This window comes from Variovorax sp. MHTC-1 (assembly GCF_003984645.1).
GTDB lineage: Bacteria > Pseudomonadota > Gammaproteobacteria > Burkholderiales > Burkholderiaceae_C > Variovorax.
The window spans coordinates 157,238-174,883 of record NZ_RWKI01000006.1 but is presented as its reverse complement, the minus strand read 5'-3'; the positions used below and the strand labels follow the sequence as shown (position 1 = coordinate 174,883).

The window sequence follows — 17,646 nt, the reverse complement described above, 5'->3', positions numbered from 1 at the left end:
ATGTTGATTCACTCCCGCGACAAGGGCTTCATCCACCCGCATTCCAGCGAGATCACGCCGCGCAGCGTCTACGAAGGGCGGCGCGACATGCTCAAGCTGCTGGCGAGCGGCGTGGCCGGCGCGGCCATGGCCTCATGGGCCGCGCGCGATGCGCTGGCACAGGCCGCTGCGCCGGGCAAGCTGCCGGCGCTGAAGGGCGCGAAGTCGGCGGTGCCGGGCGCGCAGACCATGGAAAAGCTCACCGACTACAAGGACGCCACCAGCTACAACAACTTCTACGAATTCGGCACCGACAAGGCTGACCCGGCCAGGAACGCCGGCACCCTGAAGACGCGGCCCTGGACCGTCGAGGTCGAAGGCCTGGTCAAGAAGCCGGGCAAGTACGACATCGAGGACCTGATCAAGCTCAGCGCGCAGGAAGAACGCATCTATCGCTTGCGCTGCGTCGAAGGCTGGTCGATGGTGATTCCTTGGGTCGGCTACTCGCTGGCCGAACTCATCAAGAGGGTCGAGCCACAGGGCAATGCCAAGTACGTGGAGTTCGTCACGCTGGCCGACCCCAAGACCATGCCCTTCGTCGGCTCGCGCGTGCTCGACTGGCCCTATACCGAGGGCCTGCGCATGGACGAGGCGATGCATCCGCTCACGCTGCTGACCTTCGGCATGTACGGCGAGGTGCTGCCCAACCAGAACGGCGCGCCGGTGCGCGTCGTGGTGCCCTGGAAATACGGCTTCAAGAGCGGCAAGTCGATCGTCAAGATCCGCTTCGTCGAGAAAGAGCCCGGCACGGCCTGGAACAAGGCCGCGGCGCAGGAGTACGGTTTCTATTCGAACGTGAACCCGAACGTGGATCATCCGCGCTGGAGCCAGGCGACCGAGCGGCGCATCGGCGACGGCGGGGGCTTGTTCGCCAAGCGCCACAAGACGCAGATGTTCAACGGCTACGAGCCCCAGGTCGGCCAGCTCTATGCCGGCATGGACCTGAAGAAGTTCTACTAGCCGAGCCGATCGTGAACAAGCTTCTGATGCACCCGGCTGCCAAGCCGCTGGTCTTCGTGCTTTGTTTGGTTCCCTTTGCCTGGCTGGTCTACGGCGCCTTCACCGACGGCCTGGGCGCCAATCCGGCCGAATACCTGATCCGCTCGACGGGCGACTGGACCTTGCGCTTCATCTGCATCGTGCTCGCCGTCACGCCGCTGCGGGTCATCGCCAAGACCAATGCGCTGGCGCGCTTTCGCCGCATGCTGGGCTTGTTCGCCTATTTCTATGTCGTGCTCCATCTGCTGAGCTACAGCTGGTTCGACATGGGCTTCGACATCCCGGAAATCGCCAAGGACATCGCGAAGCGTCCCTTCATCCTCGTGGGCTTCACGGCCTTCGTGCTGCTCACGCCGCTGGCCGCCACCTCGTTCAACCGGGCCATCAAGGCGCTGGGTGCGAAGCGTTGGCAGGCCTTGCACAAGCTGGTCTATGTGATCGCCGGTCTGGGCCTGCTGCATTTCTTCTGGATGCGCGCGGGCAAGAACGACTTCGCGGAAGTGTTCGTCTATGCGGCGATCATCGCCGTGCTGCTGAGCTGGCGCGTCTGGAACTTCGTGAGCAAGAAGAGAGTGCCGCAGCGCTCCTCGCCGGCAACGCGGGTGCAGCAGCGCAGCGCTTGATCAGCTGTCGAAGCGTTCGCTGCGCAGCTGGTCTTCGATGGTCTCGCGCCGGCGGATTAAGGTGGCGCGCTCGCCGCTGACCAGCACTTCGGCGGCACGGCCGCGCGTGTTGTAGTTGCTCGCCATGGCCATGGAGTAGGCGCCGGCCGAAAGCACGGCCAGCAGGTCGCCGGCCTCCACCGTGAGCGCGCGGTCGCGACCGATCCAGTCGCCGCTTTCGCAGACCGGGCCCACGACGTCGTAGCTGACGACCTCGCCCTGGCGCTCGGCCACCGGAACGATTCGGTGGAAGGCTTGGTACATCGCCGGCCGCGGCAGATCGTTCATCGCCGCGTCGACGATGCAGAAGTTTTTTTCCGCGCCGGGCTTGGTGTAGAGCACCTCGGTCACGCAAACGCCGGCGTTGCCGACCAGCGAACGTCCGGGTTCGACGATGAGCCGGCGCCGCCCGAAGCCGCGCGCATCGAGGCGCGCGAGCAGCTGCTGCCACAGCGCATCGGCCGCGGGCGGCGTGTCGCCGTTGTAGTCGATGCCCAGCCCGCCGCCGAAGTCGAGGTGATGCAGCGCAATGCCGGTCTTCTCGATCGCCTCGACCAGGTCGAGCACCCGTTCGAGCGCTTCGAGGTAGGGCGAGGCGTCGGTGATCTGCGAACCGATATGGCAGTCGATGCCGACCACCCGCAGGCCTTGGAGCGATGCAGCATGCTGGTAGATCGCGACGGCGCGATCGTGCGCGATGCCGAACTTGTTGCCCTTGAGGCCGGTCGAGATGTAGGGATGCGTCTTCGGGTCGACGTTGGGATTGATGCGCACGCTGATCGACGCGCACCGGCCTTCTTCGAGCGCAACGGCGTTGAGCACGTCGATCTCGGCCTCGCTTTCCACGTTGAAGCAGCCGATGCCGGCCGCGAGTGCCTGCCGCATTTCGCTCTTGGTCTTGCCGACGCCGGAGAAGATCACCTTGGCAGGGTCCGCGCCCGCGGCGAGTACGCGCGCGAGTTCGCCGCCGGAAACGATGTCGAAGCCGCAGCCCGCCTCGGCAAACACGCGCAGCACGCCCAGCGCGGAGTTGGCCTTGATGGCGTAGCAGACCAGTGCGTCGCGGCCTTCGAAGCCTCGCTGGTACGCGCCCAGCGCATCGAGCATCCATTGCTTCGAATAGACGAACAGCGGCGTGCCATGCTCGCGCGCCAGGGCCGCGAGCGATGCGCCTTCGACCTGCAGCGTGCCGTTCTTGCGCGCGATGTGGGGATGGCCGGGAAGGCGCTGATCGCTGCTCACTTGGTTCCTTCGCTCGTTGCCGGCGCCTGTGCAGGCGGATTGGCGGGCTCGTTGCGCGGCGATTCGGGGATCAACAAGCCCGGCAGCGTGGCGCGATCCTTTGCGGCCGGATCGGTCGGAAGATAGAGCGCGCCCTTCTGGCCGCAGCCGGTCAACGCGACCCCAACGATCGAGAGGCCAATAGCGCTCACTAGAATTTGACGAACATTCAACATGGCGAAATTGTAATGACCGACCCCGAGTACATGGACCGCGCGGAAGCGGCGCTGGCTGCCATCGAGCGCAGCTGCGATCGCATCAACGACGCGACCGACGCCGATATCGACAATCAGCGCGTGGGCGGCATGATCACGATCACCTTTCGCAATCGCAGCCAGTTGATCGTCAATCTGCAGCCGCCGTTGCATGAAATCTGGCTGGCGGCCAAGTCCGGTGGCTACCACTACCGGTACGACGGCGGTTCGTGGGTCGACACCAAGACCGGGGAAGAACTGTTCGGCAACCTGTCGCGCGAAGCGACTGCGCAAGCCGGCCAGCCTTTGCAGTTCGCGGCCGGCTGACGATCAGTTGCGGAAGAGATCGAGGATTCGGTTGCGCTCTTCCGGCGGCGGCGCCGGGCTGACGGGCACGCCCGAGATCGCTTCAACCGGCGGCGTCGGCCCGGCCTCGACGCCCAGGGTCGCGACGCCTCGGCCCGGTGCATAGTCGTCGTAGTACCACTCGCCGCCGACGTTGACTACGCCGGACGGCGGCGTGGCGGTCAGGTCGGTCACCGGCACACCCTTGATCGCGGTCTCCATGTAGCTGATCCAGATGGGCAGGCTCAAGCCACCGCCGGTCTCGCGATCGCCGAGCTTGCGCGGCGTGTCGTAGCCCATCCAGGCCACCGCGGCCATCGTGGGCTGGAAGCCGGCGAACCATGCGTCCAGCGAATCGTTGGTGGTGCCGGTCTTGCCGTAGAGGTCGGGTCGCTTCAGCGTAGCTTGCGCCTTGGCAGCGGTGCCGCTGCGGGCCACTTCCTGCAGCAAGCTGTCCATGATGAAGGCGTTGCGCTGGGGGATTGCGCGCATGGTCTCGTTGAGCAGCGGGGGCTGCGTCTCCACCAGGACCTTGTCCTTGTGATCGGTGATTCGCGTCACGAGGTAGGGATTGACGCGGTAGCCGCCATTGGCGAACACCGAATAGGCGGTCGCCATCTGCATCGGCGTGACCGACCCGGCGCCCAGCGCCATCGGCAGGTAGGCGGGGTGCTTCTCGCGCTCGAAGCCGAAGTTGCTGATCCAGTCTTGCGCGTAGCGCGTGCCGATCGACTGGAGCACGCGGATCGACACCATGTTCTTGGAGCGGGCGAGCGCGCGGCGCAGCGACATCGGTCCTTCGAACGTGCCGTCGTAGTTCTTGGGCTCCCACGGTTGTCCGCCGGTGGTGCCGGCATCGAAGAAGAGCGGCGCATCGTTGACGACCGTGCCGGGCGTGAAGCCCTTTTCGAGCGCGGCCGAGTAGATGAAGGGCTTGAAGCTCGATCCCGGCTGGCGCCAGGCCTGTGTGACGTGGTTGAACTTGTTCTTGTCGAAGTCGAAGCCGCCGACCATGGCCTTGACTGCGCCGTCGCGCGGATCGAGTGCGATGAAAGCACCCTCGACCTCGGGCAACTGGGTGATCTCCCAGGTGTTCTTCGGCGTCTTTACGACACGGATCACCGCGCCGCGGCGAATCTTGATGTTGGGCGGCGCCTTGTCCGAGAGCCCGGACTGCGCGGGTCGCAGGCCCTCGCCCACGATCTGCAGCGTGTCGCCGTTGCCGCGCACGGCGTTGATTTCCTTGGCGCTGGCCCTGAGCACCACGGCTGACATCACATCGCCATTGTCAGGATGATCGGCCAGGGCGTCGTCGACGGCTTCGTCGAGCTCCTTGGGATCGGCCGGGAGGTCGACGAACTTCTCGGGGCCACGATAGAACTGGCGGCGCTCGTAGTCCATGATGCCCTTGCGCAGGGCGCGGTAGGCGGCAGCCTGGTCGGCGGCCACCAGGGTGGTGTACACCTTGAGGCCGCGCGTGTAGGTGCTGTCGCCGTACTGCGCGTACATCAGTTGGCGCACGGTTTCGGCTACGTACTCAGCATGCAGCCGGGTTGGATCCACGGCATCGCGCAGGTGCAGTTCTTCCTTCTTGGCTTCCGCTGCCTGTTCAGCCGTGATGAAGCCGGCTTCCTGCATGCGGTCGATCACATAGAGCTGGCGCCCCCGCGCACGAGCCGGATTGTTGACCGGATTGTTGGCGCCGGGCGCCTTCGGCAGCCCGGCCAGCATCGCCGCCTGGGCGATCGTGATGTCCCTGAGAGGCTTGCCGAAATAGGCTTCGGATGCCGCCGCGAAGCCATAGGCCCGGTTGCCGAGATAGATCTGGTTCAGATAGATCTCGAAAATCTGGTCTTTGGAGAGCAGGTGCTCGAGCTTGAAAGTCAGCAGTACCTCGTAGATCTTGCGGGTCAGCGTTTTTTCGGAGCTCAGGTAGACATTGCGCGCAACCTGCATGGTGATGGTGGAGGCGCCCTGGCTCTTCATGCGATTCATGTTGGCCAGGCCGGCGCGGACCAGGCCTTTGTAGTCGACGCCGCCGTGGTCGTAGAAGCGCGCATCCTCCGCCGCCAGCACGGCGTCCTTCATCACTTTCGGGATGGTTGCGATCGGAGTGAGGTTGCGGCGCTCCTCGCCGAATTCGCCGATCAGAATGCCTTCCGAAGAGAAAACCCGCAGCGGAAGCTTGGGCCGGTAGTCGGCGAGATCGGAAATGTCCGGCAGGTTCGGATAGGCGACGGCCAGCGCGACGGCAATCACACAGACCAGGGATACTGCCCCGGCCGCAGCGATGCCCAACCCCCACAGCACGATGCGCGTGAGCCATGAAAGCAGGGCCGGGCGCTTGGGAGGAGGGGTTCTGGCGGGCCCGTTGGGGCGAGTTTTTTCGGGCATGAAGGGTGGGGAAGTCAGCGCTCATTATAAAAAGACGACCCCTTCGGACGGTTCCTGGGCCGGGCATAAAACCCAAGTACTCGCATTTGTGACCAAAGTTGCAGAACCGTACCGTTACGTCCCCTTTTGACAACGCTTGCAGGTGGAGTGAGGATTCGCCGCTTGGTTGCCCGTGCACCTCCTGCTAGCATGCAACCACTCGCAAATATTTCCAATCGTTACAAACGGATGGGATCGAACTTGACTGCTTTGGGATCGTTGTTTCGCCGTCAGCCCGCGCCACTGCTCGGGTTGGACGTTAGTTCGTCCAGCGTCAAGCTGGTCGAACTCGGCCGCGATGCCAGCGGCAAGCTGGTATTGGAGCGCTGTGCGATCGAGCCGCTGGAACGGGGCTGGATCACCGACGGCAATGTCGAAAAATTCGACGAGGTCGCCGAAGCGGTGCGGCGCGTGGTCCGCAAGAGCGGCACCCGCACCAAAAATGCAGCTTTGGCGTTGCCGCCTTCGGCCGTCATCACCAAGAAGATCGTACTGCCGGGCGGCATGAGCGAGCAGGAACTCGAGATCCAGGTCGAGTCCGAGGCCAATCAATACATCCCTTTCTCGCTGGATGAAGTGAGCCTGGACTTTTGCGTCATCGGGCAAAGCGCGAATTCGGTTGGCGATGTCGAGGTCCTGATCGCCGCGTCGCGCAAGGAAAAAGTGCAGGACCGCCAAGGCCTGGCCGAGGCAGCGGGCCTGAAGGCCATGATTCTCGATGTCGAGTCCTATGCGTCGCGTTTGGCGACGGCGCGGCTCATCGAGCAGCTGCCCGGACAAGGCCGGGATGCCGTGGTCGCGTTGTTCGAGGTGGGCGCGTTCACTACGAGCATGCAGGTCCTGCGCAACCAGGAAGTGCTTTACGACCGCGACCAGGCTTTTGGCGGCGCCCAGCTCACTCAGCTGATCGTTCGCCAGTACGGCTTTTCTGCGGAAGAGGCGGAAGCCAAGAAGCGCAGCGGCGATCTGCCCGACGACTATGGCTCGGGCGTGCTGAAGCCCTTCGTGGCGAGCATTGCCCAGGAAATCGCCAGGGCGCTGCAGTTCTTCTTTACCAGCACGCCGCACAACCGCGTCGACTATGTGCTGTTGGCGGGCGGTTCGGCGTCGCTTCCGGGGCTGACCAGCGCCGTGACGCGGCAGACTTCATTCGCCTGCTCGCTCGTCAATCCCTTCGACGGGATGGAAATTGGCAGCGGAATCCGTGAGAAGAAGGTGCGCCGCGAGGCGCCGTCTTATCTGACATCGTGCGGCCTGGCGATGCGGAGGTTTTTGCAGTGATTCTGATCAATCTGCTTCCGCACAGGGAAGCCTCGCGCAAGCGCAGGCGAGAGGCCTTCTATGCGACCTTGGGCGCTTCGGCGGTCCTCGGCTGCCTGATCGCTGGTGCGGGGTTCCTCTGGTACCAGGCCCAGATTTCCAGCCAGCAAGAGAAGAACAGCTTTTTGCAGTCCGAGATCAAGAAGCTCGAGTCCGAAATCAAGGAGATCTCGACCTTGCAGGCCGAAATTGCAGCGCTGCGCGCACGGCAACAGGCGGTCGAAGACCTGCAGGGCGATCGGAATCTGCCGGTGCATCTGCTCAACGAGCTCGTTCGCCAGCTGCCGGACGGTGTCTATCTGACGAGCATGAAACAGGACAACCAGACGGTCACGCTTCAGGGCATGGCGCAGTCCAACGAACGGGTATCGGAACTGCTGCGCAATCTTGGCAACAACAGCCCCTGGCTGGTCAAGCCGGAACTGGTCGAAATCACGTCCGCGAATATCAATCTGAGTCCGCGTGACCAGCGGCGGGTTGCGAATTTCACCATGCGCATCGGCCTCAAGCGGCCCACGGATGCTCAAAAGGCCGCGGCCGGCGCGGCCACGGCGGCATCGGCTGCAGTCAAGGGATAGGCGTCATCATGGCAACAACGCGCGCTTCCCAAAAGATCGACATCGCTGCCGCCGTGCAGCGCTTCGGCGATCAGTTCCGGGGACTCAATCCGAACGATCCGTCCGTCTGGCCGCCGGTGCCTCGCTACGCCTTGTGCGTCGCCGTCACGGCCCTGGTGCTGGTGGGGCTGTGGTTCGTATGGCTCACCAATTCGAATGACGAACTCGAAGCCGAGCGTGCCAAGGAAGTCACGCTGAAGGCTGACTACCAGAAGAAGGTTGCGCAGGCCGCCAATCTCGAACTGCTGAAGAAGCAGCGCGAGCAGGTGCAGCAATACGTGACCCTGCTCGAAAAGCAACTGCCGAGCAAAGCCGAAATGGACGCGTTGCTCTCCGACATCAACCAGGCCGGGCTGGGCCGCAGCCTCCAGTTCGAACTGTTCCGTCCGGGGCAGGTGTCGGTGAAAGACTACTACGCCGAGTTGCCGATCGCCGTGCGGGTGACGGGGCGCTATCACGACATGGGCGCCTTTGCTGCAGACGTGGCCAACCTTTCCCGCATCGTGACCTTGAACAACTTGTCGGTGACGCCGCAAAAGGATGGCGCCCTGACCTTGGATGCCACGGCGCGGACCTTCCGCTATCTGGACGAAGAAGAGCAGCAGGCGCAGAAACGCGCTGCGGCGGGGGCGAAGAAGAAATGAGAACGCTCGGTATTCTGTGGCTCGGCGTTGCTGCTGCGGGCCTGAGCGGTTGCATGGGATCGGAGCAGGAGGATCTTCGGCGCTGGATGGCGGAGCAGAGGGCGCAAGTGCGGCCCACGGTGCCTCCCATCACGGAGCCGAAGAAGTTCACGCCCCAGGCGTACACCGAGGCCAGCGCCTTCGAGCCCTTCAACATGCAGAAGCTGACGCAGGCGCTGCGGCGCGACTCGAATCAGCCGAGCACGTCGGGCCTCATCGCGCCCGAATTGGCGCGCCGCAAGGAGGCGCTCGAAGCGTTCCCGCTCGATTCGATGGCCATGGTCGGCAGCATGAACCGCAAGGGCGAGCCGGTGGCGCTGGTCACGGTCGACAAGCTGCTGTACCAAGTGCGCGTCGGCAACTATCTGGGACTCAACTACGGGCGCATTACCCGTATCAGTGAAACCGAACTCGCCTTGCGTGAAATCGTGCAGGACGCCGCCGGTGAATGGATTGAACGCGTGGCGACGCTGCAGTTGCAAGAGAGGTCGAAATGAATTCCAAGAAGTCAATGTTCGCGCAGTGGTTGCGCGCTGCCGGCGTGAGCCTGTTTGCGTTCGGCACGATCGCCGTCGCGCAGGCGCAGAACGCCATCGAATCGGTCACGAGTTCGATGCAATCCGGCTCGGAAGTCATCCGGGTCGACCTGACCCAACCGCTGGCTGCCGTGCCAACCGGCTTCGCGATTCAGACACCGGCGCGCATCGCGCTCGACTTCCCCGGTGTGACGAACGCCATCGGCCGCTCGGCGATCGACGTCAACCAGGGCAACCTGCGCTCGGTCAACGTGGTGCAGGCCGGTGAGCGCACGCGCCTTGTGCTGAACCTGAAGCAAGCGACCGCCTACAAGGCCGAAGTCCAGGGCAAGTCCTTGCTGATTTCGCTGGAACCCGTTCCGGGCGCCGCATTGGTTGCTTCCACGCCTTCGGCCTTTGCCGAAAACCGCAACCGGGACACCTTGCCCCTGCGCGACGTCGATTTCCGCCTGGGCTCGGACAACACCGGCCGCGTGATCGTGGACCTGGCCAACAACCAGGTCGGCGTGGACATTCGCCAGCAGGGCAAGAACCTGGTGGTCGAGTTCACCAAGTCGACCCTGCCCGAGGGCTTGCGCCGCCGCCTCGACGTGTCGGATTTCGGCACGCCCGTTCAGTTGGTGACGACGCAGCAGTCGGGCGATCGCGTGCGCATGACCATCGAGCCCAAGGGCGATTGGGAGCACAGCGCGTACCAGAGCGAAAACCAGTTCGTCGTCGAAGTGCGTCCTCGCAAGGTCGACCCGACCAAGCTCACCCAGGGCGCCGGCTACAGCGGCGAGAAGCTCTCGCTGAACTTCCAGAACATCGAAATCCGCTCGCTCCTGCAGGTAATCGCCGATTTCACGAACTTCAACATCGTGACCTCGGATTCGGTGACCGGCGCGCTGACCCTGCGCCTGAAGGATGTGCCGTGGGACCAGGCGCTGGACATCATCATGCAGGCGAAGAACCTGGGCATGCGCAAGAACGGCAGCGTTCTGTGGATTGCGCCCAAGGATGAAATCAACGCAAAGGAAAAGCTGGAATTCGAAGCCCAGGCCGCCATCCAGAATCTGGAGCCTCTTCGCACCCAGTCGTTCCAGCTGAACTACACCAAGGCGATCGCGATCGCACAGGGCTTGACCGGCACGGGCGCGTCCAGCGGTGGTGGCGGCGGTTCGGGTACGACGACGCGCATCCTGAGCCCGCGCGGCAGCGTGATCGCCGAATCGCGCACCAACCAGCTCTTCGTTTCGGACATTCCTTCGCGACTCCAGCAGGTCGCCGAGCTGATTCAGAAACTCGACATCCCCGTGCGGCAGGTGCTGATCGAGGCGCGCATCGTCGAGGCCTCCGACACCTTCGGCAAGTCCCTGGGCGTGCGGCTCGGCGGCGGTGTCGCCGGCGGCACGGTAGGCTCGAACAGCGGCCGTCCGATCTTCGGCAACGTCGGTGTCATGCCGGTCGTCACGCCCGCAACGGCAACCAGCACGGGCAGCGCGCTCACGACTTTCACCAATTCGAATTTCGTGAACCTGCCTTCGACCGGCGTTTCCGGCAACGGCAACGCGCCGGGCACCTTCGCGATCTCGCTCTTCAACTCCAGCTTCTCGCGCATGCTGAACCTTGAGATCTCCGCGCTCGAAGCCGACGGCAAGGGCAAGGTGGTGTCGAGCCCACGCGTGGTGACAGCGGACCAGACCAAGGCGTTGATCGAGCAGGGCACCGAACTGCCCTACCAGGTCGCGACTTCCAGCGGTGCCACCTCGATCGCGTTCCGCAAGGCCAACCTCAAGCTCGAGGTCACGCCGCAGATCACGCCAGAGGGCAACATCATCCTGACGCTCGACGTCAACAAGGACACGGTCGGCCAGGCCACCACGGCCGGCTTCGCGATCAACACCAAGCACGTGCAAACCGAGGTGCTGGTGGAAAACGGCGGCACGGTGGTCATCGGTGGTATCTTCGAGCTCACCGAAACCAACGATGAATCGCGCGTGCCGGTGCTCGGTGAAGTGCCTTATCTCGGGGCGCTGTTCCGTACGCGCAATCGCGTTGCCAACAAGACCGAAATGCTCGTCTTTATCACCCCGAAGATGATTACCGACCGCAACGCCGCGCGCTGAGTGCGCGGGCGTTCGTAGCACCGCGTGGCGGTCGCGCTCGTCGGCTTGCCCGGCGCCGGAAAATCAGCAGTGGGCCGGCGCCTCGGCCAGCGCCTGCAGCTCCCCTTCATCGACAGCGACGAGGTGATCGAGCGCCGCATCGGCTGCTCCATCCGCGACTACTTCGAGCGCGAAGGCGAAGAAAGCTTCCGCGATGTCGAAGAGGCCGTGATCGCCGATCTCGCGTCGACGGCCCATGGTGTCGTGGCGACCGGCGGCGGCGCCGTGCTCCGGGAGGCCAACCGGATCCAGCTGCGCGCGCACTTTCATGTGATCTACCTGCGCTCCTCGCCCGAGGATCTGTTTCGCCGGCTGCGTCACGACGTCAAGCGCCCCCTGCTGCAGGTGGCCGATCCGCTGGGCCGCCTGCATGAGCTCTACAGCGCACGCGACCCGTTCTATCGCGAGACGGCCCACGACGTGGTCGAGACCGGCAGGCCCTCGGTTGCGATGCTGGTGAACATCATCGTGATGCAACTCGAATTGGCCGGCGGGCTGCCCGCCGAAACCCGGAGCCACCCACCGGACTGAGGCAAGCCCTTGCGGCATGCGCCTAAACTCGGGGCCATGCGCCTGTCTGCCTCCCCCGAATGCGTCGAGATCCAGCTCGGTGACCGCAGCTATCCGATCCTGATCGGCAGCGACCTGCTCGGCGAACCGAATAATTTTGCAGCGGTAACCGCAGCCGCCACGGCGCTGATCGTCACCAACACCACCGTCGCGCCGCTCTATGCGGCCGCACTGCGCCGGACGCTGGCCGGACGCTTCAGCGCCGTGCACGTGCTCGAACTCCCCGATGGCGAAGCGCACAAGGACTGGCAGACGTTGAACCTGATCTTCGATGCGCTGCTCGGGCACGGCTGCGACCGCAAGACGGTGCTCTTCGCGCTCGGCGGCGGGGTGGTTGGTGACATGACCGGCTTCGCCGCAGCCAGCTATATGCGCGGCGTACCCTTCGTACAGGTGCCGACCACCCTGCTGGCGCAGGTCGACTCGTCGGTCGGCGGCAAGACCGCGATCAACCATCCGCTCGGCAAGAACATGATCGGCGCCTTCTATCAGCCGCAACTCGTGCTGTGCGACCTTGCCACGCTCGCTACGCTGCCGCCGCGCGAGCTCAGCGCCGGCCTGGCCGAGGTCATCAAGTACGGCCCCATCTACGACATGCGCTTCCTCGACTGGATCGAGTCGAACATCGACGCGCTGGTGGCGAGGGAGCCGGCCGCGCTGGCGTATGCCGTCAAGCGCAGCTGCGAAATCAAGGCCGAGGTGGTGGGCCAGGACGAGCGAGAGATCGGTCTGCGGGCCATCCTCAATTTCGGCCACACCTTCGGGCACGCGATCGAGTCGGGCCTCGGCTACGGCCAATGGCTGCATGGCGAAGCGGTCGGCTGCGGCATGGTGCTGGCTGCGCATCTGTCGCAGCGGCTGGGCGGCGTCGACAAAGCCTTCGTGCAGCGCCTCACGGCCTTGATCGAGCGCGCCGGCCTGCCTGTGGTCGCGCCGGCGCTCGGCGCGGAGCGCTATCTCGAACTGATGCGCATCGACAAGAAATCGGAGGCCGGCGAGATCCGCTTCGTCGTGATCGACAAGCCCGGCTCGGCCGTCATGCGCAGCGCTCCGGACGCGATGGTGCGCGAGGTGCTGGCGCAATGCTGCGCAGCCTGAATCGGGAGCCTTCGCGATGAGCCTGGCACCCTATGCCAGCGATCCAGCGATATCGCGCGGGCGGCGGCATCCCGAACCGCCAGCTCCCACGCGCGATGCCTTTCAGCGCGACCGCGACCGCATCGTGCATTCGACCGCGTTCCGGCGCCTGGTCTACAAGACCCAGGTGTTCCTGAACCACGAGGGCGACCTGTTCCGCACCCGCCTGACCCATTCGCTCGAGGTCGCGCAGCTCGGCCGTTCCATCGCCCGCGCGCTGCGGCTCAACGAAGACCTGGTGGAAGCCGTCGCGCTGGCGCACGACCTCGGCCACACGCCTTTCGGCCATGCGGGCCAGGACGCGCTCAATTCCTGCATGACGGGGCACGGCGGCTTCGAGCACAACCTGCAGAGCCTGCGTGTGGTGGACGAACTCGAACACCGCTATCCGCAGTACGACGGCCTCAATCTGAGCTTCGAGACGCGCGAAGGCATCCTCAAGCACTGCTCGCGCGCGAATGCAGAGCGCATCGAGGCGAGCGAGCCGGGCGGCGTGGCGCGACGTTTCTGCGACGGCACGCAGCCTTCGCTCGAAGCGCAGCTCTGCAATCTCGCCGACGAGATCGCCTACAACGCCCACGACATCGACGACGGCGTGAGATCGGGACTGATCAGCATCGAGCGCGTGAGCGAGGTCGGCCTGTTCGATCGCTACCGTCGCGAAGCGCTGGCGGAGCATCCGCAACTGCAGGGAAGGCGCGTGCTCTATGAGGCGATCCGGCGCATGCTGAGCGCCCAGGTCTATGACGTGATCGACGCAACCCGCGCCGCGCTCGAGGCGGCCGCGCCGGCCGATGCCGACGCGGCGCGCGGGGGCGGGCCGCTGGTGCTTTTCGGCGACGTCATGCGCGCGCAATCCATCGAGCTCAAACAGTTCCTGTTTCGCAATCTCTATCGGCACCCGCGCGTCACGCAGACCACCGACCAGGCGCAGCAGGTCGTGCGCGAGCTGTTCGCCGCCTACCTGACGCGCGCCGAAGAGATGCCGGCCTCCTATGCAGAACGCACGGACCGGCATCGCGCGGTGGCGGACTATATCGCCGGCATGACCGACCGCTTCGCGATGCGGGAACACGAGCGCCTCACCGGACGGCGGTGGACCGAATGAGCAGCGGCAGGGCGCATGCGCGTATTCCAGTCGCCGCACTGGCTGTGGTCGTAGCGGGCGTCGCGGCCGCCTTGCATCTCGGCAAGCTGGCGCCGGCCGTCCCGGCCTTGCAGGCCTCTCTGGGCATCGGCTTGGTCGAAGCAGGCTTTCTGCTGTCGTTGGTGCAGGTCGCCGGCATGACTCTCGGCATCGTGGTCGGCCTCGCGGCGGACACGATCGGCCTGCGCCGCAGCATGCTCGCGGGCCTGGCCGTGATCAGCGGCGCGAGCGTGCTCGGCGGGCTGGTCGGGAGCTCGGGCGAGGGCGGGGCGAAGGCGGTTCACCTGCTGCTGGTGCTGCGTGCACTCGAAGGCGTCGGCTTTCTCCTGGTCGTGATGCCGGGGCCCGGGCTGATCCGTGCCATGTCGCAACCGGGCACCGAGAAGGCAGCGATGGGCCTCTGGGGCGCCTACATGCCGCTCGGCGTCGCCTTGGCGCTGCTGCTCGGACCCGCGTTGATCGCGTGGGCAGGTTGGCCGGGCTGGTGGTGGGCGCTGTCGCTGGTGTCGGCGGCCGCAGCGGCGTGGGTCGTGCTCGGCGTGCCCGCGGACACTAAGCGCATGGCATCGCCTGCCGCTGTCTCGCCGGAGAACTGGTCGGGGCGACTGCGCGACACGGTGCGTGCAGGCGGACCCTGGACGCTTTCGCTGGCGTTCGCGGTGTATTCGGCGCAATGGATGGCGGTGATCGGCTTCCTGCCCGCCATCTACACTGACGCCGGCGTCCCGGATGCCTGGAACGCAGCGCTGACGGCGCTCGCGGCGGCGATGAACATCGTCGGCAACGTCGCCGGCGGGCGCTTCCTGCAGCACGGCATCGCGCCCGAACGCCTGCTGCGCGCGGGCTTCGTCGTGATGGCGCTCGGCGGCGTCGCTGCCTTTGCGCAGATCGGACAGGCCGCCGATGCCGCCAGCCTGCCGCCCGCCCTGCGCTATCTCGCGATCTGCCTGTTCTCGCTCGGCGGCGGCCTGGTGCCGGCCACGCTCTTTATGCTCGCCGTCCGGCTGGCGCCGGGTCCGTCGACCGTGTCGACCACGGTGGGGATGATGCAACAGGCATCGTCGCTCGGGCAGTTCATCGCGCCGCCGGTCGTTGCCTGGATTGCCCACCGGGTCGGTGGCTGGCAGTGGACCTGGGTCGTGACCCTGGCTTGCTCGATGGCGGGCATGGCGCTTGCCGCCCATGTTGCGCCTTCAAGTCCCCGCAGGGGCACGGCATGAGCGCCGGTGCCACAATTTCGGCAGCACAGGCGCAGGCCGATACGCAGCGCTGGCTCGAACGTGCGGTGATCGGCCTCAACCTGTGCCCGTTCGCCAAGGCGGTGCATGTTCGAGGGCAGATTCACTATGCCGTCTATTTGCCGAACGAAGACGCCGACCTGATCGACGCTCTGCTGGTCGAGGCGCACGAGCTTGCAGCCCGCGAACCTTCCGAGCGCGACACCACACTCTTGATCGCACCGAACACCTTGGCCGACTTTCTGGACTTCAACGATTTCACGGCCCGCGCCGAGCGCGGATTGGCGCGCGCGGGTTTCGATGGCCAGTTCCAGCTGGCAAGCTTCCATCCGCACTACCAGTTCGCCGGCATGGAGGCCGAGGACATCAGCAATGCGACCAATCGTGCGCCATACCCCACGTTGCACCTGCTGCGCGAAGACAGCGTGAGCCGTGCCGTCGAGGCCTTTCCGGATGCCGAGGCCATTTTTGGGCGCAATATCCAGACCCTCGAGGCGCTCGGCGCCACAGGGTGGGATGCGCTGGATGTCGGTCCGGGCGGAGCGGCGCGATGAGCAGCAAGACCGCCGCCCGCGCATCGAAAGCCGAAATCGACCTGCAAAGCGAGTTGCGCCCCGGTCAATCGATCGAGTTGCTCAAGGAACTGCACATCCTCACGCGCGAGGGCCGGCTCAACCAGGATTCGCGCCGCAAGCTCAAGCAGGTCTATCACCTGTTCCAGTTCATCGAGAAGCTGCTGTGCGAATTGCCGGGCGAGGGCGCCCAGGCCACGCTGGCCGACCATGGTGCGGGCAAGTCCTACCTCGGGTTCATCATCTACGACCTGTTCTTCAACCGGCGCGGCGGCGGCCACGTCTACGGCATCGAAACCCGGGCCGAACTGGTCCATCGGTCGCGCACGCTTGCTGCACGTCTCGGTTTCGAGCGCATGTCCTTCCTCAATCTCACCGTGGCCGAATCTGCCGGCGCGACGGAACTGCCGGCGCGGATCGACATCGTGACCGCGCTGCATGCCTGCGATACCGCCACCGACGACGCGATCGCCTTCGGCCTCGCGAAGGAGGCGCGCTTCATGGTGCTCGTGCCCTGCTGCCAGGCCGAAATTGCCGCCTGCCTGCGGCAGACCAAGGCGCTGGCGCTGTCGCGCACGCCCCTGGCGGAGCTCTGGCGCCATCCGCTGCACACGCGCGAAATCGGCAGCCAGCTCACCAATGTGCTGCGCTGCCTCTATCTGGAGGCGAACGGCTACCAGGTCACGGTGACGGAGCTGGTCGGCTGGGAGCACAGCATGAAGAACGAGTTGATCATCGCGCGCCATATCGGCCAGCGCAAAGCCAGCGCCGCGACGCGGTTGCGCGAACTGCTGGCCGAGTTCGGCCTCGAGTCATTGCTGGCGACGCGCTTTCGTCTGCCCTGATCGATGCGCTGAACCCGCGCCATGGCACGCCTGCCCCGCCTCACGCTGGCCGACCAGCCGCACCACGTGATCCAGCGCGGGAACAACCGCCAAGCCATCTTCATCGATCGCGCCGACCGAGAGATGCTGCTCGGCCTGCTGGGCGAGAATGCCGCGCGCTACGGCATCGCCTTGCATGCTTACGTGCTCATGGACAACCACTTCCATCTGCTCGCCACACCGTCGACCGCCGATGGGCTGCCGCAGTGGATGCAGGCGATCGGACGGCGCTACGTGCGCTACTTCAACGATCGGCACGGGCGCAGCGGCACCTTGTGGGAGGGGCGCTACAAGTCCACGCTGATCCAGACCGATCGCTATCTGCTGGCCTGCATGGCCTACATCGACCTCAATCCGGTGCGCGCCGGCATCGCGCCCGAGGCGCGCGACTACCCGTGGTCGAGCCATGGGCACTACGCCGGGCTGCGGCACGACAAGCTGCTGACCCCGCATCCGCTCTACTGGTCATTGGGCAACACCCCCTTCGCTCGCGAAGCCGCCTATGCCGATTTGGTGCGTGCCGGCGTTCCGACGGCCGATCAGGCGGCGCTCACGGAGGCCACTTTGCACGGTTGGGCCGCAGGGGATCGTGACTTCCTGGCTTCGTTACAAAGAGCCACCCCTCGGCGCGTTTTGAAGGCTCGGCCGGGTCGTCCTCCGACTCCTCGGAACTGATTTCAAACCGTCTGCCCGTTTGCACGACGAGGTGCCTTTGCTATGAGTTTTGATGTGTCCCTTAATTAATTCCGAGCTCGAGACTCAACATTTAATTGGAATCTGACCCCGAATAAAGTGTTTGGCATTGTTTGTGCAACGCAATATGCTCCTTTTCCCTGCGAAAA

The 17,646-nt window shown here is 65.0% G+C and carries 18 protein-coding genes; 15 read left to right on the top strand and 3 right to left on the bottom strand.

Annotated features, from left to right (window positions below):
• Together msrP and EJI01_RS12680 are read left to right on the top strand one after the other, a co-directional pair.
• Positions 1-999, top strand: a complete 999-nt coding sequence (gene msrP / locus EJI01_RS12685) for a protein-methionine-sulfoxide reductase catalytic subunit MsrP (RefSeq protein ID WP_126837496.1) — start codon at positions 1-3, stop codon at positions 997-999.
• An 11-nt stretch (positions 1,000-1,010) separates the two neighbouring features.
• Positions 1,011-1,661 (top strand): sulfite oxidase heme-binding subunit YedZ, encoded by a 651-nt coding sequence (locus tag EJI01_RS12680; RefSeq protein WP_126837495.1) that lies wholly within the window; start codon positions 1,011-1,013, stop codon positions 1,659-1,661.
• Here the strand turns inward: EJI01_RS12680 and lysA are convergent, their stop codons facing one another.
• Both lysA and lptM read right to left on the bottom strand, forming a co-directional pair.
• A complete protein-coding gene (lysA, locus tag EJI01_RS12675; protein ID WP_126837494.1) occupies positions 1,662-2,942 on the bottom strand; it encodes a diaminopimelate decarboxylase in 1,281 nt (426 codons plus the stop codon).
• Positions 2,939-3,157 carry an LPS translocon maturation chaperone LptM gene (gene lptM / locus EJI01_RS12670; RefSeq protein WP_126837493.1) on the bottom strand — a complete coding sequence of 73 codons (219 nt, stop codon included), beginning with the start codon at positions 3,155-3,157 and terminating at the stop codon, positions 2,939-2,941. The genes lysA and lptM overlap by 4 nt, the downstream gene beginning before the upstream one ends.
• A gap of 12 nt (positions 3,158-3,169) precedes the next feature.
• On the opposite strand from lptM, the gene cyaY reads away from it, so the two are divergent.
• Positions 3,170-3,502: an iron donor protein CyaY gene (gene cyaY, locus EJI01_RS12665; protein WP_126837492.1), complete on the top strand. Its 333-nt coding sequence runs from the start codon at positions 3,170-3,172 to the stop codon at positions 3,500-3,502.
• Between the two features lie 3 nt (positions 3,503-3,505).
• Here cyaY and EJI01_RS12660 read toward each other — a convergent pair whose 3' ends face one another.
• Positions 3,506-5,914, bottom strand: a complete 2,409-nt coding sequence (locus tag EJI01_RS12660; protein WP_126837491.1) for a penicillin-binding protein 1A — start codon at positions 5,912-5,914, stop codon at positions 3,506-3,508.
• Positions 5,915-6,154: 240 nt separating this feature from the next.
• Between EJI01_RS12660 and EJI01_RS12655 the strand changes: the two genes are divergently transcribed.
• The 12 genes from EJI01_RS12655 to EJI01_RS12600 are packed head-to-tail and all read left to right on the top strand — an operon-like array spanning position 6,155 to position 17,479.
• Positions 6,155-7,234, top strand: coding sequence for a pilus assembly protein PilM (locus EJI01_RS12655; protein WP_126837697.1), 1,080 nt, complete (start codon positions 6,155-6,157; stop codon positions 7,232-7,234).
• On the top strand, positions 7,231-7,851 hold the full coding sequence (locus EJI01_RS12650; RefSeq protein WP_126837490.1) for a PilN domain-containing protein: 621 nt from the start codon (positions 7,231-7,233) through the stop codon (positions 7,849-7,851). The genes EJI01_RS12655 and EJI01_RS12650 overlap by 4 nt, the downstream gene beginning before the upstream one ends.
• 8 nt (positions 7,852-7,859) lie before the next feature.
• Positions 7,860-8,534, top strand: a complete 675-nt coding sequence (locus tag EJI01_RS12645) for a type 4a pilus biogenesis protein PilO (protein WP_126837489.1) — start codon at positions 7,860-7,862, stop codon at positions 8,532-8,534.
• On the top strand, positions 8,531-9,070 hold the full coding sequence (locus EJI01_RS12640; protein WP_126837488.1) for a pilus assembly protein PilP: 540 nt from the start codon (positions 8,531-8,533) through the stop codon (positions 9,068-9,070). The genes EJI01_RS12645 and EJI01_RS12640 overlap by 4 nt, the downstream gene beginning before the upstream one ends.
• Positions 9,067-11,217, top strand: coding sequence for a type IV pilus secretin PilQ (gene pilQ, locus EJI01_RS12635; RefSeq protein ID WP_126837487.1), 2,151 nt, complete (start codon positions 9,067-9,069; stop codon positions 11,215-11,217). Before EJI01_RS12640 ends, pilQ begins: the two co-directional genes overlap by 4 nt.
• 24 nt (positions 11,218-11,241) lie before the next feature.
• A complete protein-coding gene (locus tag EJI01_RS29280; RefSeq protein ID WP_126837486.1) occupies positions 11,242-11,787 on the top strand; it encodes a shikimate kinase in 546 nt (181 codons plus the stop codon).
• A gap of 36 nt (positions 11,788-11,823) precedes the next feature.
• The gene (gene aroB / locus EJI01_RS12625) at positions 11,824-12,924 is read left to right on the top strand and encodes a 3-dehydroquinate synthase (RefSeq protein WP_126837485.1); all 1,101 of its coding nucleotides are present in this window, start codon (positions 11,824-11,826) and stop codon (positions 12,922-12,924) included.
• Between the two features lie 16 nt (positions 12,925-12,940).
• A complete protein-coding gene (locus tag EJI01_RS12620; RefSeq protein WP_126837484.1) occupies positions 12,941-14,071 on the top strand; it encodes a deoxyguanosinetriphosphate triphosphohydrolase in 1,131 nt (376 codons plus the stop codon).
• Positions 14,068-15,330: a CynX/NimT family MFS transporter gene (locus tag EJI01_RS12615; protein WP_126837483.1), complete on the top strand. Its 1,263-nt coding sequence runs from the start codon at positions 14,068-14,070 to the stop codon at positions 15,328-15,330. Before EJI01_RS12620 ends, EJI01_RS12615 begins: the two co-directional genes overlap by 4 nt.
• Complete coding sequence (locus EJI01_RS12610; protein ID WP_126837482.1) at positions 15,327-15,902, top strand: DUF1415 domain-containing protein; 576 nt, start codon at positions 15,327-15,329, stop codon at positions 15,900-15,902. Before EJI01_RS12615 ends, EJI01_RS12610 begins: the two co-directional genes overlap by 4 nt.
• Positions 15,899-16,765 carry a class I SAM-dependent methyltransferase gene (locus tag EJI01_RS12605; RefSeq protein WP_126837481.1) on the top strand — a complete coding sequence of 289 codons (867 nt, stop codon included), beginning with the start codon at positions 15,899-15,901 and terminating at the stop codon, positions 16,763-16,765. The genes EJI01_RS12610 and EJI01_RS12605 overlap by 4 nt, the downstream gene beginning before the upstream one ends.
• Positions 16,766-16,786: 21 nt before the next feature.
• A complete protein-coding gene (locus EJI01_RS12600) occupies positions 16,787-17,479 on the top strand; it encodes a transposase (protein WP_126837480.1) in 693 nt (230 codons plus the stop codon).
• Positions 17,480-17,646 lie beyond the last annotated feature (167 nt).